Origin of the sequence: Enterococcus sp. C50 (assembly GCF_040887505.1) — a bacterium.
In the GTDB taxonomy this organism is placed as follows: domain Bacteria; phylum Bacillota; class Bacilli; order Lactobacillales; family Enterococcaceae; genus Enterococcus_B; species Enterococcus_B thailandicus.
The window spans coordinates 83,439-108,577 of record NZ_JBFOFW010000002.1; the positions used below are offsets into that span (position 1 = coordinate 83,439).

The window sequence follows — 25,139 nt, forward strand, 5'->3', positions numbered from 1 at the left end:
TTCATCGAAAAGATTACTTTTGTGGTAGGATAAGTTTTTGAGGAGGAATGTACGATGAAATTAACGGTTTTAGGCTGTTTAGGTGCCTATCCTTATCAAAATCAAGGAACAACCGGTTATTTATTACAATCTGACAAGTTTCATTTACTAATTGATGCGGGAAGTGCAACGTTAGTTAAACTGGAGGAACATCTTGAACCACTGGATTTGGATGCGGTGATTTTGAGTCACTATCACCATGACCATATTGCGGATTTAGGTGTGTTGCAGTACTATTGGCAACTTCATCCTGAAAAAGACCCAGAGGCAGTATTACCGATTTATGGTCATACGGAAGATGCTTTTCATTTTGCTGAATTAAGTATGCCCGGTGTCTCAGAAGGAATTGCTTATTATGAACCAGAAGAACTAAAAGTGGGGCCGTTTCTCATTACTTTTATGAAGACGATCCATCCAGTTCCTTGCTATGCGATGCGAATCGTAGAAGAAGCTACTGGAAAAGTATTTGTGTTCACTGGTGACTCTGGTTATCTGGAAAGTTTTATTCCGTTTGCACGAGAAGCCGATTTATTTTTAGCAGACACTTATTTATTTGAAGGAAATGAACGCCATCGTGCGCATTTTACGTCAAAAGAGTCTGGTGAGTTGGCACAAGCTGCACAGGTGAAAAAACTTGTTTTGACGCATTTACCTCAATTTGGTGATTTGGAACAACTAAGAAACGAAGCACAAAAAGCTGCTGGTCCAGATGTGATTGTTGAATTGGCAGCTGTCGATAAAGTATTTGAAATCTAGGAGGACGACCATGATTTTTGTACCGAATGAAAACCACGACCCAAGAGTAAATTTAGCAATTGAACAATTTTTATTACAAGAAATGCCTTTAGATGAACCTATTCTACTTTTTTATATCAATGAGCCTTCGATTATTATCGGACGTAATCAAAATACGATTGAAGAAATCAATCGTGACTATGTTGAAGAGCAAGGAATCCATGTGGTTCGCCGACTAAGTGGTGGCGGAGCTGTCTATCACGACCTTGGTAATTTGAATTTCAGTTTTATCATGCCTGATGATGGAAATTCTTTCCGTGATTTTGCAAAAGTTACACAACCAATTATTCAAGCACTTCATGAATTAGGTGTTACAGGTGCCGAGTTAAAAGGTCGAAATGACTTAGTAATTGATGGAATGAAGTTTTCTGGGAATGCAATGTATGCGACAAGTGGCAGAATGTTTGCCCATGGGACAATCATGTTCGATTCCGATATCAATGAAGTTGTTAATGCTTTGAAGGTGAAAAAAGACAAGATTGAATCAAAAGGGATCAAGTCTATTCGTTCACGTGTGACAAATATCAAACCATTCTTGCCAGAAGATAAACAAGAGATGACAACGGAAGAGTTTCGTCAAGAAATCTTATTAAAAATCTTTGGTGTAGAATCAGAGGCTGATATTAAAGAATATCAATTAACTGAAGCTGATTGGGAAAAAATCAATCAAATTTCTGAAGATTATTACAGAAATTGGAATTGGAATTATGGAAAATCACCTGATTTCAATTTTTCTCGTCAAAAACGTTTTCCAATTGGCTCGATTGAAGTTCATTTAGATGTTGCTGATGGATTGATCGACGATGCAAAAATTTATGGTGATTTCTTTGGTTTAGGAAATATCGCTGATGTTGAACAAGCGTTGATTGGTCAAAAATATGAAAAAGCTTCATTAGAGAAAACGGTCGATACAATCGACGTTAAAAAATACTTTGGTGCAATCGAGTCGGAAGACTTACTGTCATTACTTTATTAAAAAGAGTGACCGATTAGTAACCAAAAAAGCTTCCGGGAAATTTTTCCGGAAGCTTTTTTATTTTTTTAAATGCGAGAAAGTTGAATCGTAACACGATCAAAAATTTCATCTTTTTCTTGAGTTAATTTACCAGAATACTTATCAGTGACAAGCTTTATCATCATTAAATCAAAGTGTTCTTGACTATCTAATTCGGTCGTTATTCCACGGTCAAAAATATTTGTATCATAATGTGCATTGTGTTCACAATGAATAATGAAATCATCATCACTGACACGCATTGAAAGGAAAATTTTTCGCTGTAATGGGTTTTCAATTGCATGTGATTCTCTGAAAGAATGTTCCAAGATATGAATCAATAATTGGGTCAAGTCGTCATCGTGAACAAATAACGTTCCTGGAAGGTCGGCATTAAAATGAATTTCAATACTTTGCTTATTCGCAATTTCTTGATAACGTGCCAAAATCAAATTTGTCAATGAATGACCAGATAAAGAAGTCATAAGCTCAAAATTTTGTGCTTCATCAAGAAGTTCATTCAGGTAGTTTTCTGCTTGCTCTGGTTGACTAGTTTGCAACATTGCTTGAATTGTTGTCATTCGATCTAAAAAGTCTAAACGAAGTGTGCTGATTTCCTTCATATGTGCACGTAAGGATTCATAATGCGCCTCAAGCAGCTCAGTTTTAGTTTTTAAAAAATTAGCTTCTCGAATATTTTGATCTACGGCATGGATATGTTCAGAAATACTATAAATGACAATTACTAGCAAAATAATCATATAAAGAATAGTTGACCAGTTGAGTGTGCTAGCGTAATTTCCTAGGGTGCTTTGGATAAACAAGTAGCAGTGGCTAATTGCAATCAGAATGATCCAAGGCGTACAGGAAACGAAAAAACGATTTCCATGATAGGCTTCACCAATACAGGCAAGGGAAGTCACCAGTGTACTGAAAACTCGAATGATACTAATCAATTGCATCATTTCAGGAAGCTCTTCTGGTGTGAAAAGAGCATATAAAATGGGTAAGCAAGATAAGAAAACTTGAATAAGACACCAGATTCCAAAAAGCCGTCGATAACGTTCCATGCGTAACGCATAATAAGAAATTAGGAATAATGCACTTAAAACGGTAAAAAGATGCGACAGAGTAGAATGAACGATTGGATCAAATAACAATCCACTCAAAATATCTTCAGACATTGCGCTAAAGCCGACGATTAATGCAAAACAGCTTAAAAAAATCAATGAGAGATCCAGCCGTTGTTGTTTATACATAATATAGATTGCCATAATCAATGTTCCAACCGCTAATAGAATTGCGATAATCATAGTCAAAAACTGTGGTACTGATTTAGAGAAGATAAACGTGACCATTGAAGAGGCAGTGCCAATATAAACTTTTGGTGGGATCCCCGCAAAAGTTATGTAAGGAGAGGCAACTTCAATTGATAATTTTTTTCCAACATAATTGTCAGGTAAATCAATGACTGCTAGTGATAACCCAGGATTTTTGGTATTTGCGTCACCTGTTCGTTCGTAAAGAATTTGTTGATCTAATCGAACTTTGATCCATTGATGATTTCCTTTCAACAAGATACTGGCTTGGTCAAGCTTTTTTGTTAAAGTGGTTTCCATCACGAAAGTTTCATTTTTTGAAACTTGGGGCACTTTTTCTAAATACTCACTGTTGTAGCGAGTCTCAGGATCATCCTTTGAATAAAAATCCCAAGCTTGTTGAATTTCTTTTGTTTCATCACTATCGACTGGAGAAAGGATAAAATAGAAGAAATAGCTAATGCCAAATAAAAATAACAAGGATAATGTTATTATAGAAAACCATTTCATTTTTGTTGAAAAAAAATCTTTTTTATTATGTGTGTTATTTAAAGGAGTCATATGTAACGGTCCTTTCCAATTGGAGTACATTTAGGTTAAACTTTTTTTTATTTGTAGTCAATGCCTTTATAACACTTAATTAGCTATTTAATTAAGAAAATAAGGAGATTTTCAAGTTTTAAATATCAGTTTTCTAATAAAAAAGAAATATAGATAAAAATTTGTGTTATTATATTGTTACTTTAGTAAATTAGGGAATTGAGGTGGAAAACGGTGCCTTTTAACAAAAAAATAACTCTTATTGGCTCAATTGTATTGATTCTATTTTTAGCCATTATCTTATGTATTGTTTTATTGCCACACTTGCTTGGCCTAACACCACAAATTGTTACTGATAAAGATATGGCTCCATTGTATTCAAACGGAAGTGTGGTTTATGTTCGACCACAAAAAGCGGAAGATATTTTAGTTGGTGACGTCATTACTTATTATGAAAATTCTGGTGAGCGAGTGAAAACCCGACGTGTGGTCGCTGCAGGTGAGAACCAAGAATATTTTTATACGAAAGCAGATACGCAGACACAAGTTGAATCAGGCATGATAAAACCACGAAGTGTAATTGGAAAACCAGTTTTTCAAATTCCCTATGTAGGTGCGCTACTGGCTAAAGATAGCTTTTCGAAAATGAATATCTTGTTTTGGGGTATGGCATTTTGTTTAACTGCTGTCACGACGTGGAACACGGTAGATGAATTTCGGAAAAAGAAAAATTGTAGAATGATTTGATCAAATACTTAGTTCGACAGAATTTCTGTCGAACTTTTTTTGCTAAGAAAAACTTTTAGTAACTTGTACAATAAATTTGTTCTAAGTATAATGTTGGAAAGAGGAGGAGAAGTATGCGCAATGAAATGATGCATCGTCCAGTTATAAAGGAAGAATTACTGGATTTTATGCGAACACAACAAAAAAAATTACCTGGTGAGCTAGGGCTTCTTGAAGAAGAGGCGCATGAGGCAGGAGTTCCTGTCATTCCTCATGAAACGGCACTCTTTTTGAAATTTTTCCTTGGTCAAATGAAACCAGAAAATATATTAGAAATTGGCGCTGCCATAGGCTTCTCGTCTAGCTTGATGGCAACTTCAATTAGTGAGGTAGGCCACGTTACAACGATTGATCGTTTTGATGTAATGATTGAAAAAGCGAAAAAAAATTATGAACGTCTTGGTTTAACAGATAAAGTAACGTTACTTGAAGGACAAGCAGCTGAAATTTTGCCAACATTGATAGGCCCATACGATTTTATTTTTATGGATAGTGCGAAGTCAAAATATATTGAGTTCCTTCCAGAATGTTTACGTTTATTAAGAAAAGGCGGGGTGCTGATGGTAGATGATATTTTTCAAGGCGGCACAATTTTATTACCAGATGAAGAAATTCCCAGAGGAAAACGAGCAATTCATCGTAAATTAAATGAATTTCTAAGAGTTGTCATGAATCATCCTGGACTAACATCAAGCATCTTGCCGTTGGGTGATGGCGTGATTATGATTACTAAAGAAGCTGATGATGTTTCATTAGCTGAAGTTCAATAAACAATCAGAACTAAGCAATCACTGATTCTAAAAAGAAAATAAAAATAGTTATCTGGCTGGGAAGGAGAGATCCCAGTCTTTTTTGTGAAATTAATTTAGTAAATTGTCTAATCTAAGCCTTCACAAAAAGATACGTAGAAAAAAAGCTTTTATTTTGAATTCTATGATTTTTTTGAAAACTTTTTGCAATTAAATAACTAAATTCTTATTGACAGAATCTTTTTGTTTCTCTATAATTACCTTGTTGCGCTAATTCATGTGATAAACATGTGAGGTCATAGTAGCTCAGCTGGATAGAGCATCCGCCTTCTAAGCGGACGGTCGGGGGTTCGAATCCCTCCTGTGACGTATAAAAACCGTTAGAAACGTTTGTTTCTAACGGTTTTTTGTTTTTGTGTCAAACTTGTGGTAAAAGTTTTTACTCAGTTAAAGTTAGAAGCAGTTGGGTTAGCTAGGTCTTTTAAATGCGTCTATTTGACACTTCAAAATAGATAGAATTTATCGAAAAATAGTTCGTATCATCAACAAATAACTAGATGCATTTGAGAAAATAGATACAAAAATAATCCATTCAGCACCAGAAAAATTTATTATTAAAGTTAGGGAGAAAGCATATGTTGACGCATAAAAAAGCTGTACTGGATGATTACCCTAAAGTACTAGAAGTTTGGGGGAAATCAGTTAAAGAAACACATAACTTTTTATCACAAAAAGATTTTGTGTTTTATCAAGAAGCTATACCAAACTACTTCAATGCTGTTGAACTCTTGTTATGGTACGATGATGAACAGTTGCTAGGATTTAGTGGTACACAGGATGAAGAGTTAGCAATGCTATTTCTTAACCCAGAGTTTATGGGAAAAAATATGGCAGTAAAATTTTAGTTTGGTTATTAGAAAATAAAAACATTCAAAAAATAGATGTCAACGCGCAAAATAAAAACGCTAAAGCATTTTATTTGAAACATGGATTTACAATTGATTCAGAGGACCAAATAGATGGTTTTGGGAAAAATTATCCCATCCTTCATTTAGTTAAGCAGAGCGAGAACGAGAAAGAAGGAGTATATAAATGAACTATATCGCATTTTTTCGGGGAATCAATGTTGGAAGTAAAAATCGCATTAAGATGGCTGATTTAAGAGTATTATTTAGTGATTTAGGTTATCAAAATGTCAAAACGTATATTCAAAGTGGGAATGTCATTTTTGAGTCAAATAGACCAGAAACAATGATTATGTCTGAACTTGTCAGAGCATTTGTTGAACGATTTGGTTTTGAGAGCAAAATTGTTTTACGAACAGCTGAGGAATTTGCAACTATCTTAGCTGAGTTTCCATTTACAGAAGCTGAAATCCAGAAAATGAATGATCATTTGCCAGAGGTCGAGCACGTGTATTTTTATCTCGGCAATCAAGAAATCGATGCGTCTGCTGTAGCAAAGCTGGCTGAAGAATTTGTAGGGCAAGACAAGGTTTTTGTTGGAAAAAGAGAAATTTATTTCTTGAGTGCGCAGAGTATTCGGAATTCTAAACTGGGAAATAAATTGACAAAACTCGATGATTCTTTTACTGTTCGCAATCGAAAAACCTTAAATAAAATCAGTGAATTATTGACTAGCTGACTTTTTTACGATAAAAAGCAAACAACTAAAGAAAAGAATAATTGAACACGACAAGAGGCAGATCAAGAAGAGATTTTTTTGGTCTACCTCTTGTTCTATTTATTTTAATATATTTTCTCACGTTTTTTAGTTCAGTAGTAGCAAAGCTGATTAATGATAACAGGACTTTGTGAATGTTCTTACTTTTAGACTAAAATTATGCTATCCTAATGATTGTGTATTTAAGAAATTTTCATGAAAAGGAGTTTGTAGGTTGTTCAAAAATTATCGTTTGTTGTTAAAAAAAGAATTTTCAGGGTATGATTTAGCAAAGTTTCAAAAAGATTTGTTGGCAGGTGTAACTGTTGCAGCAGTTGCTTTGCCTCTTGCGTTAGCGTTCGGGGTTTCAAGTGGTGCTGATGCGGCGGCAGGATTGATTACTGCTATTTTAGCTGGTGTCATTATTGGTGGTTTGTCAGGTGGTTTTTATCAAATTTCTGGACCAACTGGGGCAATGGCAGCAATCTTAATGTCCATTGTAGCAACGCAAGGAATCCATGGTGTGTTGCTGGCGACTTTCTTAGCTGGGATTTTCTTGTTGATTGCCGGAATTTTTCGGTTGGGAACATTAACCTCTTTTATTCCGGCACCGGTAATTACCGGTTTTACGTCAGGAATCGCAATCATTATTGGTTTGGGCCAAGTGGATAATTTATTTGGTGTTCATTCACAAGGCGCGAATGTGATTGAAAAATTAAGCAGTTATCAGACGTTAGGGTTTACAGTTAATTGGAGCGCCTTGTTCATGGGAAGTTTAGTGATTCTGGGAATGGCTTTTTATCCGAAAAGCTGGGCACAAAAAATGCCAAGCTCGCTTTTAGCAATTATTCTTGCGACAGGTGCTATGTTGATTTTTCATTTGCCTGTGGCGACGGTAGGTAAAATTCCACAGACAATAATTAGTAGCAATCGTTTAGTTTTAAGTGATTTTCAGATTGCCGATTTACAACAAGTAGCAGTTCCGGCAGTCAGCATTGCACTTTTAGGAATGGTCGAGAGTTTATTATGCGGGGCGTCAGCTGGAAGAATGGCAAACAGACCATTAGATAGTAATCAAGAATTAGTGGCGCAAGGAATCGGTAACTTGTTATTACCTTTCTTTGGTGGGATTCCTGCGACAGCCGCAATTGCTCGAACGAGTGTTGCGATTAAATCAGGTGCTCAGACACGTCTAGCTGGAATCATTCATGCCGGTGTTCTATTCCTATCTATGCTCGTTTTCGCACCAGTGATGTCTCAAATTCCGATGCCTGCATTGGCGGGTGTTTTGATTGTTACTGCTTGGCGAATGAATGAGTGGGAAACCATCCGCGAGTTGTTTTCAAAAAAATATTGGACTTCTATTCTTCTATTTTTCCTAACAATGATTTGTACGGTTGTTTTTGATTTAAGTATTGCAATCGTCATCGGAATCATTGGCGGGTGCATTTTCTTTGTCATGAAAAGTGCGGCGATTACGATTTCGCTTGAAACAATTGATTGGAAACGAATGGATTTACCTGAAACTGAAAAATTAAAAGACTGGACAGTTGTTTATATCAGTGGCCCTTTGTTTTTCATGTCATCAGAAAAATTAAAATCAAAATTAGCTGAATTGAGTGACCAAGATGGCATTATCTTTTCGATGCGTGGTGTTCCGAGTATTGACCTGACGGCGCTGTCTGTCTTTGACGAATTTCAAACGAATGCAGACGAAAGAGGCCAACTAGTTATCTATACTTCCCTCCAACCAGAAGTAGAAAAATATATGAAACACTTGTGGCAAGGAGAAAGCACGGAACAACATCAAACCGTAGCACATGCATTGTCTGCATTACATGCACGATATGAAACAAATTAATAAAAGAAATAACTAAACTAAAAAAAGGAAGCCTGAGATTATTCAGAGCTTCCTTTTCTTGTATCGTTGATGAGCGTATCCAGTATTTCCCAGTCTTGCTTAATAAGTGGAGCTAAAGAACGATTGTAAAAAATAGCAGCAGGATGAAACAGGGGAACAATGCGATAAGTTTTCTTTGACCATTCGTAGTGTGTTTTCTGTTTGTTCAATTCTAAAACGGGTCCCACATATAATTGCCCATGATTTTTTGAAACAGTGTGGTCTTTTCCTAGTAAACGTTGTAGGCCGATATTTCCTAAAGTAGCAATTAAATCAGGTTTGATTTTGGCAATTTCATAGTCGAGAATGGGGGCGTGTGCAAACACTTCAGCTTTAGTCGGGGTTCTGTTTGGATAAACGATTTCTTTTTCATGGGTTCGCTTATTTATTCGTTCAACGACACGATAAGGTCGACTGCGAACTGCACTAGTAATGTAGACATCTGCCCTGGTTAACTTCAGTCCTTCAAGGCAGGCCATCAATTCTTTCCCTGCTTGTCCGCTGAAAGGGATATGGTTTTCAACTTCGTTTTTTCCTGGAGCTTCACCAACAAACATTATTTTTGGTTTAAGAGAACCTTGCCCTGCGACAAAACCTTCGACAGGTCGATTATTCATTCGTTGTTTTACTTCTTTCACTAATGTAGTAGGGTAGTTCATGCGTTCATCTACTTTCATTTTTCGTTTGACTCTTTTTTAGTATAAAAGGATAGAGAAAAAAATGCGACTAAAGAGGTCAGAAAGATCAGAAATTTTAGTTGACGGATAGTGTTTATTTTGTTAAGCTAGTAACGTTGTAATTGTGGACTCCACAGCTACAACCGCACAGAATAAGTAGTAAGCACAGCCTGGCTGTCACTTAGGATGGCGAGTCTAAGTATAAAATAAGGAGGTGCTTTATAGCATGTACGCAATTATTAAAACTGGTGGTAAACAAGTAAAAGTTGAAGTTGGTCAAGCAATCTACATCGAAAAACTTGACGTTGAAGCAGGTGAAAAAGTTGTCTTTGACGAAGTTATTTTAGTAGGTGGCGAATCTACAAAAGTAGGCGCTCCAACAGTCAACGGTGCAACTGTTGAAGGAACTGTTGAAAAACACGGCAAACAAAAGAAAGTCGTTACTTTCAAATACAAACCTAAAAAACATTCACACCGCAAACAAGGTCACCGTCAACCATACACAAAAGTGGTTATCGACGCAATCAACGCTTAATTAGTGTTTGAGAAAGAAGGCCTGAATGATGATCAAAGGAACATTTAAGCGAAATGACGCAGGTCAAATCGTTTCATTTACTTTGACAGGGCATGCTGATGCGGGTCCCTATGGAAGTGACATTGTATGTGCAGGTGTTTCTGCATTAGCAATCAGCACAGTCAATGGGATTGCTTCATTAGCTGGTTTTGATCCGATTGTTGACGTGAATGAAGAAGACGGCGGATATCTTTATACCGAAGTTAGTTCAATCATGACACAGGAACAAACGAATATTGCCGAAATTCTACTGGAAAATCTTTTATTAGGTTTACAATCCATAGAAGCTGAGAATTCAGAATATATCCAAATTAAAACAATTACTGATAAATAGGAGGTGCAGACCATGTTATTATCTATGAATCTTCAATTATTTGCCCACAAAAAAGGTGGCGGTTCTACATCTAACGGCCGTGACTCAGAATCAAAACGTTTAGGTGCTAAACGTGCTGATGGACAAACTGTTACAGGTGGATCAATTCTTTACCGTCAACGCGGTACAAAAATCTATCCAGGTGTAAACGTGGGTATTGGTGGAGACGACACTTTATTTGCTAAAGTTGATGGCGTAGTACGTTTCGAACGTAAAGGCCGCGACAAAAAACAAGTGTCTGTTTATCCAGCAGCTCAAGAAGCTTAATAAACAGTTAGCCTTATTCCTTTTTAATTAAAGGAGTAAGGCTTTTTTTGTTTACTTAAAAATAAAAATTGAATGCCATTTTGAATGCTGATATTAAAAATTTGCAAACTTCGCTAGTTTTTCAGCAGTACCATTTTTTTGTTTTTCATTTAAATGTGTATAGATAGAATTAGTCATTTCGAGACTTGAGTGTCCTAGACGTTCTTGTGCTTCTCTCATGGGTATACCAGCTTCATAAAGCATAGATGCATGTGTGTGTCGCCAACCATGCGTACCTATGTTAGGCATATGCGTAAATTCTGCTATTCTAGACGATCGCATATATAAAGATTGTCTATTTGAATATTTTCCTTCGAAGTTAGAAAAAATAATATTGTTATTTACTGTACCGTTTTGAAACAGGTATTCTTTTTGATGTAATTGCCACTTTTTTAAAATTTTAATTGTTTTAGAATCAAGTGAAATAATTCTGTTAGATTTTTTTGTCTTTGGTGGTAATACTGCATAACCAGTTCTGGTTTGTGAAAGAGTCTTGTTTATATCTAATGTTCTTTCATAAAAATTAATATCGTCCCATAATAATGCTAAAGCTTCTCCGCCACGTACACCAGTAAAAGCGAGTATACGATATAACGTTAAATCCCATTCAGCAAAATACTTGTAAAGAAAATTGCTATTATTTACTTGAGTTACTTTTTTTTCAAGATAGTTTAATATAAAACCCACTTGTTCGCTAGTGTAGAACTTAATTTCTTTTTCTGGTCTAGTTTTCTTTATTTTAGGGCGAATGACTTTAGAGAACGGATTTTTATCAATCAATTCTAGATTAATAGCATAGTCGAATATTTTAGAAGTATATTGAAGGACTATTCTATATACTTGCAATTTTTTAGCCCAAATATTTACAGATTCTTGAGCCATTTTAGGAGTAATTTTCTTTATTTTATAGTTTCCTAAAAGTGGCAACACATGGATTTTTATATAACGCTCAGTAGCTATACTTGTCGATTCCTTAACAGTTTTGCGATAATTTTCGTACCATAAAATATACACATCCGTAAAAGTATCGTTAACTTCTTTTTTTAATCCATTATTCGTCTCAAATTCCAGTTTTAAACGGGATAATGCTAATTGGGCCTCTTTTTTTGTTTTAAAGTTTCTTCTAGTAGTTTTTATTGGTCTTCCAGTTAATGGATTAGTACCGAGATATGTTTGAAATTGCCAAAGCTTGGTACCGTCCTTTTTTTCGTATTGCTTAAATGTAGCCATAATTTTCTCCTTATCTATTACGTGGGGCGCACAGATAGTTAGAGAATATCTTTATTTTCTTTAATAAACTTGATGTCTTGAGCTAATTTATGAATTTCCTCAGCAGGCACTGTTTCGTATAGACTTTTATTATACTCAGGATTTCCGTTCCTATCAAACATTGGTTCGCCGTCATCATATTTAATGTAGCGTTCAAAAAAGTTGTTGATAACATTAGTTTCGGAAGCGAGCTGGCTTATTGTTTGAAGTTTGCGACGTACTGTAGGCTGACCATTCTCATCATAGTACAGACCACCATTTTCATCGACCTTGAATTCATTGTAAATGAAACGTTGGATAAATTGAATTTGATTGGATATATTCTGAATATCTTCACCGTAATTCTCAATAATTGATGGGACTTGAAGAACAGCTTGTATCTTGCTATTATACTCATCAATTTTATCCAATATTACAGGAGTGTCTGAAACGGCAATTTCTTTTTGTGTACCGAATAATTGTATAGGTGTGGCGTTAAACAGTTGAGCGATTTTTTCTAATGTTTCAAAAGTAGGATATCGCACGCCTCTTTCGATGTTAGAGATACTTTGTTTTTTTAATCCTATTTTTTGAGCTAATTCTTCTTGAGAATATCCGTGTTCTTTTCTTAAACGAGCAACATTGTTGCCAAAATTTTCTATCATAAATATCACCTCTTGAAAAGTTTAACTTTATATTCAATATAATTCAACCTTCATACACTAAATAGTTGTTTTATATATCTAAAAAAACTATTTGACATCAATAAATATATTTGTTAAAGTTTATTTGTAGTTCTTTAAGTTATATAAAAAATAATTTTAGAACTATTTATATTCTTTAGAGAAGAGGTGACAAAGTGATAGAGTTTGAAAAAAGTTTACTACGAGAGGAGAACGATGTTTTTAACACAGTCTATTTCATGGTTAAAGAAGCTGTAGACACTGCAAAAGGTGATAGGGACATTGTTAAACAAAAATACTGTGCGGAACATTTCCAAATAAGTGTAAATACATTGAAAGATTGGGTTTTGCACGGTTGTCCAGAAATACGTTTAGATTCTGGAATGGTTCTATACAGTAAGAAAGCAATCAGAGAATGGTTATTAATTTATCAAAAATAAACTTATGTGGGGTGCAGGAAAATCATTGAATAAAAAAAGCATTCTAACCGTGGTAGGGAAAGAATGCTCAAGTGCTAAATATGATTTTAGTGAAATAAGTATAGCATATTTGGCTAAGTTTTTCTATATAAACTAGGAGGTCAAAATATGAAGCTTGATGGAAAACAGTTACTTATGAAATTTATGGAGTTAAACCAATTGGATGTAACTGAGTATATCTATACCTTTACTGAATATAATGGTCTACCAATTTATTCTTTTATTAATAGGGATAGCATTACAGTGCTTGCTTGTGTAAGGGATAATCTTGTAAGTGTGTGTAATTTGAATACGAAAAAAATGAAGCATTATTTATTTAATCAGGAAAAAAAATTATTTGTTCAGGTATAAGGTATTTTTCTGAACAGATCGAAAAGAATGAAAGTATGGATTATTACGAGTATAGAGAAGTTGTAGAAAAAGTTTCAGGTTTAGGGAGTGTATCTACTTTAAAACGTTGGAGAAAGCTTATAGAGGAGCAAACAGAGACAAAATTTGAAGTCTCGACGAAAAGAATTGGAAGAAATAGTACAGCAAAAGTATATCTTTTTAATGAAGAAGATATTTTGAAAATTCAGCAAGTTGCTAATCTGAAAGATAAACTTGGTTTAACAAGAGCAATCTTGCAGATATTTTCATCAAAAAAACAGAAAACAATTATTGAAATTGAACGAGAGATTGATGATTTAAAAGAAGCTGTACGTTTATTGATTAAAATGTCTAAACATCATGATGTAGAAATTAAACAATTGGAGCAAAAAAATATGGAATTAAATCAAAAATTATACACAAAAAAGAAACGAAAGTTTTTCTAATAGAAATTGTAGGCGACAAACCCCTTAATTTTGAGCGACTGCCTTAGCAGAGTAGCTCAAAATTAAGGCAAGGTGCTGGCGACGAAATTTCTAAAATTGAAAGTGAAAAAAGGGTGTATAGTAACACCACCCTCTAGTATAGAGAAATTATATGTGTGGACACCGCCAAATCAATGTTTTAATCGGTTTGATTTTAGCAAAAATACCCACTGTTTTTTCTTGAGAAAAAGGTGCAAACATGGCTGTACAAAATAAACTACATGCGCTGATTGATTGGCTACAGATTCAAGTGTTAAATACAAATAAGCTGAGGGAAGTAGTAGAGGATTTGCTAGGAATGCATTTCGATTATTTTGTAGAACGAAAGGGAAAATTAGTTTATTACGATTACAATATGTTGATAGAGTATGCAAATGTCCGAATATATTTCCGTTCGGAGAACGGTAAAGAGATTGAAGGCGGAGATTGTATGATTGTACTTGATGGAACGGCCATGACTTTTCTTAGCACCCACTTTTTGCCAGAAAAAAATATAACATTGAAGGAATTTTTAAATCAAATTTTTTCTAAGGAGAAATGGAAGCTAAAGGTGACTAGAATTGATGCTACCATTGATGATTTCAATGAGGTTCCTTACTTTACACCTAATCAACTATTGAAAATTTGTGAAAAAAAGCAATTTTTCTATGGGAAAAGTACTACTTATGATGTTTATGGTCAGGAAAATAAAGAAAAGGGAATGACGCTTTACCTAAAACCACCTAGTGCTGATGATCGTATCAAGATTTATGACAAACAAGCTGAACGTGCTAAAGCACAAGGGATTAGGAAAAAAGATATGCCTCCTTGGATACGAGTGGAGATAGCTTTCCGAAGAGAAAAAGCACAAAAATTTGTTAATTATTATCTCTCAAGTGAAATAGAGTTAATTGATTTAGTCAAAGGTTATTTAAAAGAAAAAGTAAAATTTTTTTCAGATACTCAAATGAAGCAACCTTTGCGAAAATGGGAACGATTTTTAGGAAAGTCAGCTCCAATAACAATTAGTACTCCGAAAATGAATTCTGAACTGACACAAAAATTTAAATGGTATTTTTTTCAAGGAGCATATCCTGTCTATCATGCGTATCTCTATTGTCTAAAAAATCAGTTATTGAATGAAGATGAACTGGAAGAATTTGAACGATTGATAAATAGCAATGAAACGCAGGGGATTTTTTCCCCTCAACTAGCAAGTGAGTTAATTAAACGTGCGACAGAAAAAGGGCGAACCGATCTAATAGATGAAATAAAGCAATTAACAAAACGTCCAAAAGAAAATGAAGAGAAATGAGGAAATAAGAATGGCGAAAATGTTATCAGTAAGAGATTTTGACTTAGCAGCGATTGGCACGTTGTTTGAAGTAGACGAAGTAATGCCAAAATTTGCGACAGAAGAGCGTAAAGACAGTACAGGGAATATGATTTTAGATAGTGAAGGACGTCCCCGTAAATTTAGTACAGGAGAAATTGTAGGATACAAATATTCTGTTACTATCCTAGACGGAGATTTTAGAAAGAAATCTACTCAAGTAACAGTAGATGGCTTAAAACAAGTAATAACCAATGAAGAAATCAGGAAAAAGGACTCTGTCAAATGTCGCTTTACTAATTTATCAGTTTCCATGTCAGGAAACCCAATGTATTATAAAGCAGATGCTATTTTACTTTTATCACAGGAAAATAAATAAATGTATATTAGAGCTGTGTAATGCAGCTCTTTTTTGATATTAAAATATGGTTGTGAAAAAATGTGTTAATTAGATGCCACAATAAAAAATAATATTATATTCAGAATACGCTTGTGTTAAACTTACATTAAGTACTTTTGAGGAGTGAGTAGATGACTAAAAAGGTAAGTTTCTCCAATAAACTTGTTAGGGCGGAATCGTCTAAATATATTGCAATATTATCTGCGGTTATTTCTTTTGGCGTAATTTTTATAGAAATTCCCAATGGTTGGAGATTATGGTGCGGAATAATTTTTATTATACTTTGTGTAATTATTTACGTATCGGTTTGGATGATTGCTAATAAAAGAACAAAAATTAAACTTGATATTAGCGGTACTTCTATATGGATAAAATCTGGAAATTTATTCGAACAAGAAGGGCTTAAAGTTATACCTTTTAATGAATACTATGATACCCAAGTTGATGATAAAATTATTAATCATTACTCACTAAATGGTCAATATATTGATAAGTATTGGAATAAGCCTATTGCACAATTAGATAAACTTATATTTGAAAATAAAAGATTAAAAGAAAGCGTAATTGAAAATGATGTAGAAAGGGAAGGGAAGCCTACCAAGTATCGACTAGGTAGTTTGATAGTTATTGATGATGAGTACGTATTGACAGCCTTCTCTAAATTTAATAAGGACAATGATGCTCAATTAACAGTTAATGATTACTTGGATTTTTTAATTCAATTTTGGAATCGGATAAATTCAATTTATGCTCAAAAGAAAGTAGTAGTTCCAATATTTGGCTCTGGAATTACTAGATTTAAGAATGGTATGGGAGATATAAATGAAAATGAACTCCTTAGAATCATGATTTGGACCTTTAAGGTCAGCAAAATCAAATTTGAATATCCAGCAGACTTATCTATTATTATCCATCCGGATAAAATAGATAAAATAGATATTTTTAGTTTGAAGGAGGAAGAAGAATAATGGCTTATCGTAATAAGACTTATGTTGCATTTGATGGGGATAATGATATGAAGTATTATAGAACCATGCAAATGTGGAAACAAAATGATAGTAGCACTTTTAATTTTTATGATGCTCATGATTTAAATAATGCGTTAGATACTAGTAGTGAGGAAACTATTAAGCGGAAACTTCGTGAAAGAATGTCTAATTCTAAAGTTTTTGTACTATTGGTTGGCGAAAAAACACGATATCTTCACAAATTTGTTAGCTGGGAAATTGAGCAAGCTATAAAATTAGATTTACCTATTATTGTAGTTAACTTGCCAGAATCAATTGGCGGTGAAGGTAAAAGAAAAATGGATAGAGAACGATGTCCAAAGAAAGCTAAGGAGACATTAGCGATTCATATATCGTTTAAATCTAAAATATTACAGTATGCTTTAGAAAATTGGCCACTAAGTCATAAAGATTATAAAAAATCGAATGAAAATGGACCGTATGTATACAATGATAGTGTTTATAAAAATTTAGGACTATAGATTAGGCAATGTTAACATACTAAAACGCCCCACGTATATTATTATTGTTGAATGCCGAATTGAATGCTATATGTTTTAAATCTAATAATATTTAATGAGTAACAAGACGAAAGAAAAGCTTGTCGAATAACTTATTTGATAGCGGATAAAATGTATTTAAACAATAACTCTGTTTATCCAGTAGCTCAAGAAGCTTAATAAACAGTTAGCTCCATCCCTCGCTTGGCGAGGGATGGAGCTTTTTTGTTTTTAAGCAAGTTTGTATAATTTTTTGATGACCTATTAGCTAAGTAATTTTTAAATAAAAAGTACCTAAAGAATGTCGCTAATTTATTTTGCTTCTACTTCAATTTTTGTTTTGAAATATTTCCAATGTTTGTAACTAACGATATACTCCGCAACACTTTTATCTGGTAGGTAAGAATGTTTGACCTGTTTGACAGCAGGCTCTCTAAAACTTAGATTCAACAAACGAAGCAACTCGGGATCATCAGGAAAGACAATTTCATTTGTTTCAACAGATGCTAGGGAAAAAAGATCGATACCGAAATCTAAACGGATTCGTTCGTAGACACTTGTGTAGGTTGATAAGTCATCTGCAAGTGGTTGCTTCATTAGCTTTTTGGGTAAGTGAGTAAGGTGAACCAAGAAAGGCGTTTCATCAAAGTAACGAACGCGTTTGATTTTGTAATAGGTTTCATCGCTAGGTAATTTTAATTCATGCAAAATCGTGGCATCATTTTTTTCTTCGATGGATAATACAGTGACGTGTTCTTTATCAAATGAATTCCGTTCAAGATCTGAGAATTTGACAGTTTCTGCTACTTTTGATCGTGAAATAAAAGTGCCTTTTCCCTGTACTCGATAAAGGTAGCCGGCATTCGTTAGCTCATTGAGTGCTTTAACCGCTGTGATTGAGCTGACGGCATACTTTTGCTTAATCGCAGCTTCTGAATAAAATTTATCACCTGGAACAAATTTATTTGTTTTGATTTCAGTTAGTAAATCTTGTTTGATTTGCTCATACTTTGGAATCATAAAATCACCTTTTTCCGAAATGTTGGTGTAGTGTTATCAACTTTAAGAATAGCATGTTCATTTTTCTTTCGCAATAAAGGGAATAATAGAAAGAACAAATTTGCGGTTGTCAAAATAAAATGAAGAAAGAAGGGAAGTTAGAGCAAGCCATTCATCGTGTTGTGTAGTCTGGTTTACTGAAACAAGTGGTCTTTTTGTCCACAATTGACCGATTGAGAAAAGCGCATTATATAATTAGCAAAAAAGGATTTCATTATGAAGAAACTATATTATTTACGTAAGCAGCATCAGCTAACGATTCGAAAATTAGCTGAACATCTTCACTGTGATTATTCTGTCTATTCAAAATATGAGCGTGGTGAACGGGAAGTTCCGCTATATATTTTGATTGCACTCGCTGATTTTTTTGAGACAAATTTAGATTTTTTGTTAGGGCGCACGGATTTTTCAAAGAAGTTGCCAGAGCCAAGAAGGAAAAAATAATTGAAAGAACAGGCGGAAAGAAAACGGAACCAAACAGTTTGTAAATTTTGTCTATGGTAAATATTTTAGATACATTGTATGGTGAAGGAAAGTTGGGGGAGTGAATAAGTCACAGGACAAAAGAAGGGCTTTTGATGAAGGTAAAATCAGTGAACCTAAATGGGCATCCGTTGCTTCAAGTGTTGTTGTTTGTAGCTGAAGTTTTATTGGGGCTGGTTGCCTGCCTGTTGGTAAGTGTTTGGTTTGGGCGGTTGATGCAAGTAATTATTGGTTATTTTGCGGGTTGGTAAAACATTGTAATGTAAGATCTATGTTAAAAAATATTGTGTGTATGACAAGTATCATTGAATAAAAAGAAATTTGACAGACGTCAGGTTTCTCAGACTGTAGGACAAAGGAAAAATTCTTTGTCCTACAGTTTTTTGTTATAAACTAAGACGATGAAAGAGAAACGTTGCCAACGATTCTGATGAAAACATCATCAATTGAAGTCTTCTGTAGTTTGCATTATGTATTCAGCTATTCTAAATGACAATTTTGATAAAATTCAACTTAATAAAAGAAATAGAATAAATATAGGGAAAGTGACTGAATAAATAATTTTTTTATTTTCACTATGTGAATAGTAAATATAAAAAGAAATTAAAAATTTTGGTTGTTTGTTCTTGCTGGGCACATGTTTATTCGCATCACTGATTGGTGAAAAAGTTCCAAGTGCGGTACTAAATAATACAAGTGAATTGACTGTAAAAAATGATAGTTTTAGTTACTTTTAAAGAAAGTTTTTTTAATGAAAAAAGAACAATAGTGTATAAAAGTAAATACTTGTTTAACAAATGTTTCGTTTATTTTGAAAAAGCATGAGGTAAATAGTTGACGAATCCTCTAGAAATCCATAGTATTATGTTTTGTAGTTAGCTATTTTTAGTTATGTTTGTTCTATAATAGTAAGGAAAATAGTGTAGCAGGAAATTTGGAAACACAGGAAGGGGCGTATCAATTGACAAAGCGTATTGACCGAATTTATCTCTATGTCAAAGAAAAAACCGCTCATTTAACAAAAGTAGAAGCAGATCAAGGAGTAACTACTCAAGAAATTGCTGAAATATTAGGAATTCAACGAACAAATAGCAGTAAAGATTTAAACCAGCTAGTTCGTGAAGGAAAATTAGTCAAGTCCGATGGCAGACCAGTCCGTTACATATATCAAAAGGCAGACGAATATCAAAAACCTGTAAGCAAGCACGTGGTTAGTTACAAAGAAGATGTTCTACCAGTTGAAGAACCAATCGTTCATATTGATACAAAAGATATTTTTTCCAAAATTATCGGTGAAAATGGTAGTATGAAAAATGCTGTTGAACAGGCGAAAGCTGCTATTTTATATCCACCTAGAGGATTAAATTGTTTAATTACGGGACCAACTGGTTCTGGAAAAACCTATTTTGCACATGCAATGTTTCATTTTGCCAAAGCAAATCATGTCATTGATGAAGAAAATGAATTGATTGTGTTTAATTGTGCCGATTATGCGAATAATCCAGAATTATTGATGAGTCATCTTTTTGGTTATACCAAAGGAGCATTTACTGGCGCGGCTGAAGAAAAAATGGGGATTATCGACCAGGCAGATGGCGGGATGCTCTTTTTAGATGAAATTCATCGCTTACCACCAGAAGGACAAGAAATGATCTTTTATTTTATGGATCATGGAACTTATAGCCGATTGGGTGAGACGACAAAATCACATGAAGCAAATGTCCGGATCGTTGGCGCAACAACAGAAGACCCGGGTTCTTCTTTATTAGAAACTTTTGTGAGACGAATTCCAATCAACATTCAGTTGCCGTCTTTTGAAAAGCGACCTGCTAATGAAAAAGTCGATTTGGTAAAAATCATGATTGCTCACGAAGCGAATCGAATCCAACGAAAAATTTCTCTGACAGAAGATGTTGCCAAAGCCTTGATTGGTAGCGTTACTTATGGGAATATTGGACAATTGAAATCAAATATCCAATTGATTTGTGCGCGTGGATTCCTGAATCATATGAACTCACCCGAAATTTCGATTACGGTTAGTGATTTAACTGAAGGAATTCGAAGCGGTCTGATCCAATTAGCTAGCAACCGAGTAGCAATGGCAGAGCTATCAAAAATTTTAGAACCGAAGCTAACAATCGTACCAAACGATGATGTGATGAAAATTCAATCAGATTCGTATGAATTACCTTATAACTTATACGATATTATTGGAGATAAAGCGGCTTTGTTGAAATCTGATGGCTTAGATCAAGAAGCAATCAACCATTTTATTTCGACAGATATCAATATTCATTTGAAATCTTTCTATAAAGATCATGGTTTTTCTTTCAATGCTGACAATAAGTTAGCTGAATTTGTTGATCCTAAAGTAATCGAAGTGACACATCAAATTTATAGTATGGTTAAGAACTCTTTACCTTATGAATTTCAACAGAATTTTATTTATGCAATGAGTTTGCACATCAGTTCATTTTTGAAAAAAATCAATTTAGGTGAAGAACGACATACCAATGATAATATTCGAGAAATGACATTTGATTTTCCAGAAGAGTATGCTGTTGCAAAAGAAGTGCGTAAATACATTGAAGAATATTTTCAAGTTCGTATTCCGGAAAGTGAAGATTATTATTTGACGGTCTTGTTAGTTTCTTTAAGAGCCAATCAAGCTACTGGCCGAATCGGAGTGGTCGTTGCAGCTCACGGGAATAGCACAGCTAGTAGCATGGTTCAAGTGGTGAAACAACTTTTAGATGTTGATAATGTTCGAGCAGTCGATATGCCGTTGGACATGGATCCTAAAACTGCACTTAGTCGCATTGAACGAAATGTTCAAGAAGTTGATGAGGGAAGTGGGGTTGTGTTGTTGGTTGATATGGGGTCGTTGGCTTCATTCAATACCCAAATTCAACGAGATACAGGGGTTCCCATTCGAACAGTCGACATGGTGACGACCTCATTAGTCTTAGAAACTGTTCGAAAAGTTTCTGTCCTAGGCACAGACTTAGATACGCTTTATGACTCCTTAAAAAACTTTCGTGGTTACGCGGCCGTTTCTCCTGCACCAGTTATTGAGAAGCCAGTCCAAGAGCAAAAAGCAATTTTAGCTATTTGTGCTTCGGGTGAAGGTACGGCAAAAAGAATCAAAGAATTGATCGAACGTGCGGTAAGTAAGCGACAAGAAGCAGAACTGACGGTTTTAGCTTTGTCCATCGTTGAATTAGAAAAAGAACTACCACGTATTCAAGCAGATTATCAAGTGATTGCTACAACGGGAATCACTGATCCTAAAATTGCAGCGCCATTTATTCCACTAGAACGATTCATTGATCAAAATATCGAATTGATTTTAGATCAACTGTTGCTTGAAGCAGATTTAGAAGAAACACCAGATGTTTCTTTAACCGAGGAAACAGCGAAAGAAACCTGCGTGGAATTTATATCAGATAACTTTACGTTTATTAATGGAAGAAAGCTGATTGATCCTATTTGGGACTTTGCTAAGCATGTGACAGAAAGTATTGGACTGGCTAGTAGGGAATACGGTTTTAAAATCAATTTGGTCATGCACACCGCAGGAATGATCGAACGAATCGTATTAAATGAACCGCTAACTGCTGAGAAAGAAGAGCTGGATGAAACAGTTCAAGACCCATTTTATAGGATGCTTCAAAATTTAATTGTTCCATTGGAAGAAAGAGTGAATCTCAAGATTCCTTTAGTTGAAAGCTATTATATTTTGCGCTTGATTCATAATCAGTTGGCCAAGGTGTAACACACTAAATAAACAATACACAAAAAGGATACACTAAAAAAGTGTATCCTTTTTGTGTATTGTTTAAAAAAGCTTAAAGAACCAGTAGTGTATTGTTTAAAAGTTGGCACGCTTCTTGCTTTTATATAAGTGTGCTAGGAATTGGTTGCTTTCACAGAAATGATAGGGGTTTCTGTGAAGTAGTTTGAAAAAAGGAGTTTTGAAGATGGATATTCGATTAGCGCGTATAGATGATCGTTTAATCCACGGACAAGTTGCGACGGCTTGGTCAAAATCGACTGGTGTTGAACGAATCATTGTGGTCAGCGATATGGTGGCAAAAGATGATTTGAGAAAGTTTCTGTTAAAAGAGGCTGCACCGCCAGGAATTCATGCGAACGTTATAACCGTTCAAAAGATGATTCAAGTTTATCAAAGTGGATTATTAGCAAATGCGAAAGTAATGCTGTTGTTCACCAACCCTCAGGATGTAGAAGCAATTGTTCGCTGTGGTGTACAGCTCAGCTCATTAAATATTGGCGGTATGAGTTTTACTGATGGTAAAACAATGATTACTAATTTTGTTTCAGTAAATCAGCGCGATATAGAAGCTTTTAACTATTTGGATAGTCAAAAAGTAGAGTTAGAGATTCGCAAAGTACCTGCAGACAGAAAAGTTCTTTTGATGGAGCTACTAGCAAAAGCAAAAAAGGCATAGTTGGATGTTGTGGTCAGTCAAACAATCTGTTGTAATGGTTAGCAATTATTTTTAATTTTGATTTTTGTTACAACAAAAAGAAATAGGAGGTATAAGTATGGTAGGAATTATCCTAGCAAGTCACGGACAGTTTGCTGAAGGAATCTTACAGTCTGGTTCAATGATCTTTGGCGAACAAGAAAACGTTAAAGCAGTTATTTTGAAACCAAGCGAAGGTCCAGATGACTTGAGAGCCAAGTTAGAAGAGGCTGTTGCTTCTTTTGACAATCAAGACGAAGTGTTATTCTTAGTTGATTTATGGGGTGGTACTCCATTCAATCAAGCAAATACATTGTTTGAAGAACACAAAGACAAATGGGCAATCGTCAGTGGTTTGAACTTGCCAATGTTAATTGAAGCATATGCTTCTCGTTTTTCAATGGAATCTGCGCAAGAAATTGCAGCACATATCATTGAAACTGCAAAAGAAGGTGTGAAGGTTAAACCTGAAGAGTTGGAACCAGAAGAAGCACCAAAAGCTGAAGTACAGCAATCTGCATCTGGAACTCCAGGTAAGTTTAGTTATGTTTTAGCTCGTGTTGATTCACGTTTACTTCATGGACAAGTTGCAACAGCTTGGACAAAGACAACAAACCCAACTCGTATTATTGTTGTTTCTGATGCAGTAGCTAAAGACGAACTTCGTAAAAAATTGATTCAACAAGCTGCTCCTCCAGGTGTAAAAGCTCATGTTGTTCCAATTGAACAAATGATCAAGTTAGCTAAAGATGACCAACACTTTGGTGGACAACGTGCTTTACTTTTATTCGAAAACCCACAAGATGTTTTAAGAGCGGTTGAAGGTGGCGTACCATTAGAAACAGTTAACGTTGGTTCTATGGCTCATTCACCAGGTAAAGTGCAACCAAATAAAGTATTGGCATTTAGTCAAGATGATATTGATACTTTCCGTAAACTTGAAGACGCTGGCGTCAAATTTGATGTACGTAAAGTACCAAATGATTCAAAAGGAAACATGGATGAAATCTTGAAAAAAGCACAAGAAGAACTAAACAAAAAATAATAAACAAGCATAGTTTTAACTATCAGAGAAAAATGGAGGCTTAACATCATGGAATTAAACTTTATTCAAATGATATTAGTCGTTATCGTAGCATTTTTGGCTGGTATGGAAGGAATTCTTGATGAATTTCATTTCCATCAACCAGTAATCGCATGTACGTTAATCGGCTTAGTTACTGGGAACTTAATACCTTGCCTTATTTTAGGTGGTACTTTACAAATGATCGCTCTTGGTTGGGCAAATATCGGCGCTGCTGTAGCTCCCGATGCTGCTTTAGCATCTGTTGCATCTGCAATTATTTTAGTATTAGGTGGTCAAGGAAGAGCTGGGGTTTCTTCAGCTATCGCGATCGCTGTACCTCTAGCTGTAGCTGGTCTATTATTAACAATTATCTGTCGTACAATCGCAACGGCTTTCGTTCACTTGATGGATGCTGCTGCTAAAGAAGGTAACTTCAGAAAAGTTGAATTATGGCATATTGTAGCAATTTGTATGCAAGGTATTCGTATTGCGATTCCAGCTGCTTTGATCTTGGCAATCGGTGAAGGTCCTGTGAAAGGCTTACTTGAATCTATGCCAGTTTGGTTAACAGACGGTTTAGCAATCGGTGGTGGTATGGTTGTAGCTGTAGGTTATGCAATGGTTATCAACATGATGGCTACAAAAGAAGTATGGCCATTCTTTGCAATTGGTTTCGTATTGGCAACTGTTTCTGAAATTACTCTTATCGGACTTGGTGCAATCGGTGTAGCTCTTGCTCTTATCTACTTAGCCCTTTCTAAACAAGGCGGCGGTTCAGGTAACGGCGGTGGCTCAAATACTGGTGACCCACTAGGCGATATCATAGATAACTACTAAAGGAGGC

28 protein-coding genes, 1 tRNA gene and 1 other annotated feature are annotated in these 25,139 nt (G+C 34.9%); of the genes, 24 read left to right on the plus strand and 5 right to left on the minus strand.

All coding sequences use genetic code 11. The features are described from left to right. Positions 1-54: 54 nt before the first annotated feature. Positions 55-795 carry an MBL fold metallo-hydrolase gene (locus AB3I20_RS02935; RefSeq protein ID WP_067480445.1) on the plus strand — a complete coding sequence of 247 codons (741 nt, stop codon included), beginning with the start codon at positions 55-57 and terminating at the stop codon, positions 793-795. Between the two features lie 10 nt (positions 796-805). Next, positions 806-1,810, plus strand: a complete 1,005-nt coding sequence (locus AB3I20_RS02940) for a lipoate--protein ligase (RefSeq protein ID WP_067480448.1) — start codon at positions 806-808, stop codon at positions 1,808-1,810. 65 nt (positions 1,811-1,875) lie between these two features. On the opposite strand, the gene AB3I20_RS02945 is transcribed toward AB3I20_RS02940, so the two are convergent. After that, the gene (locus tag AB3I20_RS02945) at positions 1,876-3,708 is read right to left on the minus strand and encodes a hypothetical protein (protein ID WP_368026917.1); all 1,833 of its coding nucleotides are present in this window, start codon (positions 3,706-3,708) and stop codon (positions 1,876-1,878) included. 213 nt (positions 3,709-3,921) lie between these two features. Between AB3I20_RS02945 and AB3I20_RS02950 the strand changes: the two genes are divergently transcribed. The 6 genes from AB3I20_RS02950 to AB3I20_RS02975 all read left to right on the plus strand — a co-directional run bounded on the left by AB3I20_RS02950 (position 3,922) and on the right by AB3I20_RS02975 (position 8,745). Continuing rightward, positions 3,922-4,434, plus strand: coding sequence for a signal peptidase I (locus tag AB3I20_RS02950; RefSeq protein ID WP_067480455.1), 513 nt, complete (start codon positions 3,922-3,924; stop codon positions 4,432-4,434). Positions 4,435-4,547: 113 nt separating this feature from the next. Continuing rightward, entirely contained in the window at positions 4,548-5,243 is a 696-nt protein-coding gene (locus AB3I20_RS02955) for an O-methyltransferase (protein ID WP_067480457.1), read from the plus strand. Positions 5,244-5,517: 274 nt separating this feature from the next. Continuing rightward, positions 5,518-5,591: transfer RNA gene (locus AB3I20_RS02960), tRNA-Arg, on the plus strand. Between the two features lie 266 nt (positions 5,592-5,857). Continuing rightward, positions 5,858-6,127, plus strand: coding sequence for a hypothetical protein (locus AB3I20_RS02965; RefSeq protein ID WP_368026918.1), 270 nt, complete (start codon positions 5,858-5,860; stop codon positions 6,125-6,127). Positions 6,128-6,314: 187 nt separating this feature from the next. Continuing rightward, positions 6,315-6,866 carry a DUF1697 domain-containing protein gene (locus AB3I20_RS02970; protein ID WP_368026919.1) on the plus strand — a complete coding sequence of 184 codons (552 nt, stop codon included), beginning with the start codon at positions 6,315-6,317 and terminating at the stop codon, positions 6,864-6,866. A gap of 253 nt (positions 6,867-7,119) precedes the next feature. After that, a complete protein-coding gene (locus AB3I20_RS02975) occupies positions 7,120-8,745 on the plus strand; it encodes a SulP family inorganic anion transporter (RefSeq protein ID WP_368026920.1) in 1,626 nt (541 codons plus the stop codon). A gap of 38 nt (positions 8,746-8,783) precedes the next feature. Here AB3I20_RS02975 and AB3I20_RS02980 read toward each other — a convergent pair whose 3' ends face one another. Beyond that, positions 8,784-9,443, minus strand: coding sequence for a uracil-DNA glycosylase (locus AB3I20_RS02980; RefSeq protein WP_067481322.1), 660 nt, complete (start codon positions 9,441-9,443; stop codon positions 8,784-8,786). A 149-nt stretch (positions 9,444-9,592) separates the two neighbouring features. Next, positions 9,593-9,668 (plus strand) — a sequence feature (ribosomal protein L21 leader region). Positions 9,669-9,687: 19 nt separating this feature from the next. Between AB3I20_RS02980 and rplU the strand changes: the two genes are divergently transcribed. From rplU to rpmA, 3 genes are read left to right on the plus strand one after another with little or no spacing between them, the layout of a single operon-like run. Continuing rightward, positions 9,688-9,996, plus strand: coding sequence for a 50S ribosomal protein L21 (rplU, locus tag AB3I20_RS02985; RefSeq protein ID WP_067480469.1), 309 nt, complete (start codon positions 9,688-9,690; stop codon positions 9,994-9,996). Positions 9,997-10,024: 28 nt separating this feature from the next. Then, entirely contained in the window at positions 10,025-10,369 is a 345-nt protein-coding gene (locus tag AB3I20_RS02990) for a ribosomal-processing cysteine protease Prp (RefSeq protein WP_067480472.1), read from the plus strand. Positions 10,370-10,381: 12 nt separating this feature from the next. Continuing rightward, entirely contained in the window at positions 10,382-10,675 is a 294-nt protein-coding gene (gene rpmA, locus AB3I20_RS02995) for a 50S ribosomal protein L27 (protein WP_368026921.1), read from the plus strand. 93 nt (positions 10,676-10,768) lie between these two features. On the opposite strand, the gene AB3I20_RS03000 is transcribed toward rpmA, so the two are convergent. Both AB3I20_RS03000 and AB3I20_RS03005 read right to left on the minus strand, forming a co-directional pair. Further along, complete coding sequence (locus AB3I20_RS03000; protein WP_271026853.1) at positions 10,769-11,944, minus strand: site-specific integrase; 1,176 nt, start codon at positions 11,942-11,944, stop codon at positions 10,769-10,771. Between the two features lie 38 nt (positions 11,945-11,982). Beyond that, the gene (locus tag AB3I20_RS03005) at positions 11,983-12,627 is read right to left on the minus strand and encodes a helix-turn-helix domain-containing protein (RefSeq protein WP_271026852.1); all 645 of its coding nucleotides are present in this window, start codon (positions 12,625-12,627) and stop codon (positions 11,983-11,985) included. A 194-nt stretch (positions 12,628-12,821) separates the two neighbouring features. Between AB3I20_RS03005 and AB3I20_RS03010 the strand changes: the two genes are divergently transcribed. The 7 genes from AB3I20_RS03010 to AB3I20_RS03040 all read left to right on the plus strand — a co-directional run bounded on the left by AB3I20_RS03010 (position 12,822) and on the right by AB3I20_RS03040 (position 17,179). After that, entirely contained in the window at positions 12,822-13,085 is a 264-nt protein-coding gene (locus tag AB3I20_RS03010) for a DNA-binding protein (protein ID WP_271026851.1), read from the plus strand. A gap of 147 nt (positions 13,086-13,232) precedes the next feature. Next, positions 13,233-13,475, plus strand: a complete 243-nt coding sequence (locus AB3I20_RS03015; RefSeq protein WP_271026850.1) for a hypothetical protein — start codon at positions 13,233-13,235, stop codon at positions 13,473-13,475. Positions 13,476-13,510: 35 nt separating this feature from the next. Beyond that, on the plus strand, positions 13,511-13,939 hold the full coding sequence (locus AB3I20_RS03020) for a hypothetical protein (protein WP_271026849.1): 429 nt from the start codon (positions 13,511-13,513) through the stop codon (positions 13,937-13,939). Between the two features lie 238 nt (positions 13,940-14,177). After that, a complete protein-coding gene (locus AB3I20_RS03025) occupies positions 14,178-15,272 on the plus strand; it encodes a replication initiation factor domain-containing protein (protein ID WP_368026922.1) in 1,095 nt (364 codons plus the stop codon). A 10-nt stretch (positions 15,273-15,282) separates the two neighbouring features. Beyond that, positions 15,283-15,669: a hypothetical protein gene (locus AB3I20_RS03030; protein WP_271026847.1), complete on the plus strand. Its 387-nt coding sequence runs from the start codon at positions 15,283-15,285 to the stop codon at positions 15,667-15,669. 152 nt (positions 15,670-15,821) lie between these two features. Next, positions 15,822-16,658 carry a macro domain-containing protein gene (locus tag AB3I20_RS03035; RefSeq protein WP_368026923.1) on the plus strand — a complete coding sequence of 279 codons (837 nt, stop codon included), beginning with the start codon at positions 15,822-15,824 and terminating at the stop codon, positions 16,656-16,658. Continuing rightward, complete coding sequence (locus tag AB3I20_RS03040) at positions 16,658-17,179, plus strand: TIR domain-containing protein (protein WP_368026924.1); 522 nt, start codon at positions 16,658-16,660, stop codon at positions 17,177-17,179. Before AB3I20_RS03035 ends, AB3I20_RS03040 begins: the two co-directional genes overlap by 1 nt. A 330-nt stretch (positions 17,180-17,509) precedes the next feature. On the opposite strand, the gene AB3I20_RS03045 is transcribed toward AB3I20_RS03040, so the two are convergent. Beyond that, the gene (locus tag AB3I20_RS03045; protein WP_071868197.1) at positions 17,510-18,217 is read right to left on the minus strand and encodes a GntR family transcriptional regulator; all 708 of its coding nucleotides are present in this window, start codon (positions 18,215-18,217) and stop codon (positions 17,510-17,512) included. Positions 18,218-18,472: 255 nt separating this feature from the next. On the opposite strand from AB3I20_RS03045, the gene AB3I20_RS03050 reads away from it, so the two are divergent. The 6 genes from AB3I20_RS03050 to AB3I20_RS03075 all read left to right on the plus strand — a co-directional run bounded on the left by AB3I20_RS03050 (position 18,473) and on the right by AB3I20_RS03075 (position 25,132). After that, positions 18,473-18,700 (plus strand): helix-turn-helix domain-containing protein, encoded by a 228-nt coding sequence (locus tag AB3I20_RS03050; RefSeq protein WP_067480478.1) that lies wholly within the window; start codon positions 18,473-18,475, stop codon positions 18,698-18,700. Positions 18,701-18,834: 134 nt separating this feature from the next. Continuing rightward, positions 18,835-18,990, plus strand: coding sequence for a hypothetical protein (locus AB3I20_RS03055; RefSeq protein ID WP_176694898.1), 156 nt, complete (start codon positions 18,835-18,837; stop codon positions 18,988-18,990). A gap of 710 nt (positions 18,991-19,700) precedes the next feature. Then, positions 19,701-22,514 (plus strand): sigma 54-interacting transcriptional regulator, encoded by a 2,814-nt coding sequence (locus AB3I20_RS03060; protein ID WP_368026925.1) that lies wholly within the window; start codon positions 19,701-19,703, stop codon positions 22,512-22,514. A gap of 205 nt (positions 22,515-22,719) precedes the next feature. Continuing rightward, the gene (locus AB3I20_RS03065; protein ID WP_067480482.1) at positions 22,720-23,211 is read left to right on the plus strand and encodes a mannose/fructose/sorbose PTS transporter subunit IIB; all 492 of its coding nucleotides are present in this window, start codon (positions 22,720-22,722) and stop codon (positions 23,209-23,211) included. A gap of 97 nt (positions 23,212-23,308) precedes the next feature. Beyond that, a complete protein-coding gene (locus AB3I20_RS03070; RefSeq protein ID WP_067480484.1) occupies positions 23,309-24,274 on the plus strand; it encodes a mannose/fructose/sorbose PTS transporter subunit IIA in 966 nt (321 codons plus the stop codon). A 48-nt stretch (positions 24,275-24,322) separates the two neighbouring features. Then, positions 24,323-25,132: a PTS mannose/fructose/sorbose transporter subunit IIC gene (locus tag AB3I20_RS03075; protein WP_067480487.1), complete on the plus strand. Its 810-nt coding sequence runs from the start codon at positions 24,323-24,325 to the stop codon at positions 25,130-25,132. Positions 25,133-25,139 lie beyond the last annotated feature (7 nt).

Excerpts from the sequence above, each read along its gene's own strand:
- AB3I20_RS02935 (WP_067480445.1), top strand. The coding sequence starts at position 55 with ATGAAATTAACGGTTTTAGGCTGTTTAGGTGCCTATCCTTATCAAAAT.
- AB3I20_RS03055 (WP_176694898.1), top strand. The coding sequence starts at position 18,835 with ATGAAGGTAAAATCAGTGAACCTAAATGGGCATCCGTTGCTTCAAGTG.
- AB3I20_RS03005 (WP_271026852.1), bottom strand. The coding sequence starts at position 12,627 with ATGATAGAAAATTTTGGCAACAATGTTGCTCGTTTAAGAAAAGAACAC.
- AB3I20_RS03000 (WP_271026853.1), bottom strand. The coding sequence starts at position 11,944 with ATGGCTACATTTAAGCAATACGAAAAAAAGGACGGTACCAAGCTTTGG.
- AB3I20_RS03065 (WP_067480482.1), top strand. The coding sequence starts at position 22,720 with ATGGATATTCGATTAGCGCGTATAGATGATCGTTTAATCCACGGACAA.
- AB3I20_RS03035 (WP_368026923.1), top strand. The coding sequence starts at position 15,822 with ATGACTAAAAAGGTAAGTTTCTCCAATAAACTTGTTAGGGCGGAATCG.
- AB3I20_RS03040 (WP_368026924.1), top strand. The coding sequence starts at position 16,658 with ATGGCTTATCGTAATAAGACTTATGTTGCATTTGATGGGGATAATGAT.
- AB3I20_RS02970 (WP_368026919.1), top strand. The coding sequence starts at position 6,315 with ATGAACTATATCGCATTTTTTCGGGGAATCAATGTTGGAAGTAAAAAT.
- rplU (WP_067480469.1), top strand. The coding sequence starts at position 9,688 with ATGTACGCAATTATTAAAACTGGTGGTAAACAAGTAAAAGTTGAAGTT.
- AB3I20_RS03030 (WP_271026847.1), top strand. The coding sequence starts at position 15,283 with ATGGCGAAAATGTTATCAGTAAGAGATTTTGACTTAGCAGCGATTGGC.
- AB3I20_RS02980 (WP_067481322.1), bottom strand. The coding sequence starts at position 9,443 with ATGAACTACCCTACTACATTAGTGAAAGAAGTAAAACAACGAATGAAT.
- AB3I20_RS02945 (WP_368026917.1), bottom strand. The coding sequence starts at position 3,708 with ATGACTCCTTTAAATAACACACATAATAAAAAAGATTTTTTTTCAACA.
- AB3I20_RS03025 (WP_368026922.1), top strand. The coding sequence starts at position 14,178 with ATGGCTGTACAAAATAAACTACATGCGCTGATTGATTGGCTACAGATT.
- AB3I20_RS03070 (WP_067480484.1), top strand. The coding sequence starts at position 23,309 with ATGGTAGGAATTATCCTAGCAAGTCACGGACAGTTTGCTGAAGGAATC.
- AB3I20_RS02990 (WP_067480472.1), top strand. The coding sequence starts at position 10,025 with ATGATCAAAGGAACATTTAAGCGAAATGACGCAGGTCAAATCGTTTCA.
- AB3I20_RS02965 (WP_368026918.1), top strand. The coding sequence starts at position 5,858 with ATGTTGACGCATAAAAAAGCTGTACTGGATGATTACCCTAAAGTACTA.
- AB3I20_RS03015 (WP_271026850.1), top strand. The coding sequence starts at position 13,233 with ATGAAGCTTGATGGAAAACAGTTACTTATGAAATTTATGGAGTTAAAC.
- rpmA (WP_368026921.1), top strand. The coding sequence starts at position 10,382 with ATGTTATTATCTATGAATCTTCAATTATTTGCCCACAAAAAAGGTGGC.
- AB3I20_RS03045 (WP_071868197.1), bottom strand. The coding sequence starts at position 18,217 with ATGATTCCAAAGTATGAGCAAATCAAACAAGATTTACTAACTGAAATC.
- AB3I20_RS02955 (WP_067480457.1), top strand. The coding sequence starts at position 4,548 with ATGCGCAATGAAATGATGCATCGTCCAGTTATAAAGGAAGAATTACTG.
- AB3I20_RS02940 (WP_067480448.1), top strand. The coding sequence starts at position 806 with ATGATTTTTGTACCGAATGAAAACCACGACCCAAGAGTAAATTTAGCA.
- AB3I20_RS03020 (WP_271026849.1), top strand. The coding sequence starts at position 13,511 with ATGGATTATTACGAGTATAGAGAAGTTGTAGAAAAAGTTTCAGGTTTA.
- AB3I20_RS03075 (WP_067480487.1), top strand. The coding sequence starts at position 24,323 with ATGGAATTAAACTTTATTCAAATGATATTAGTCGTTATCGTAGCATTT.
- AB3I20_RS03050 (WP_067480478.1), top strand. The coding sequence starts at position 18,473 with ATGAAGAAACTATATTATTTACGTAAGCAGCATCAGCTAACGATTCGA.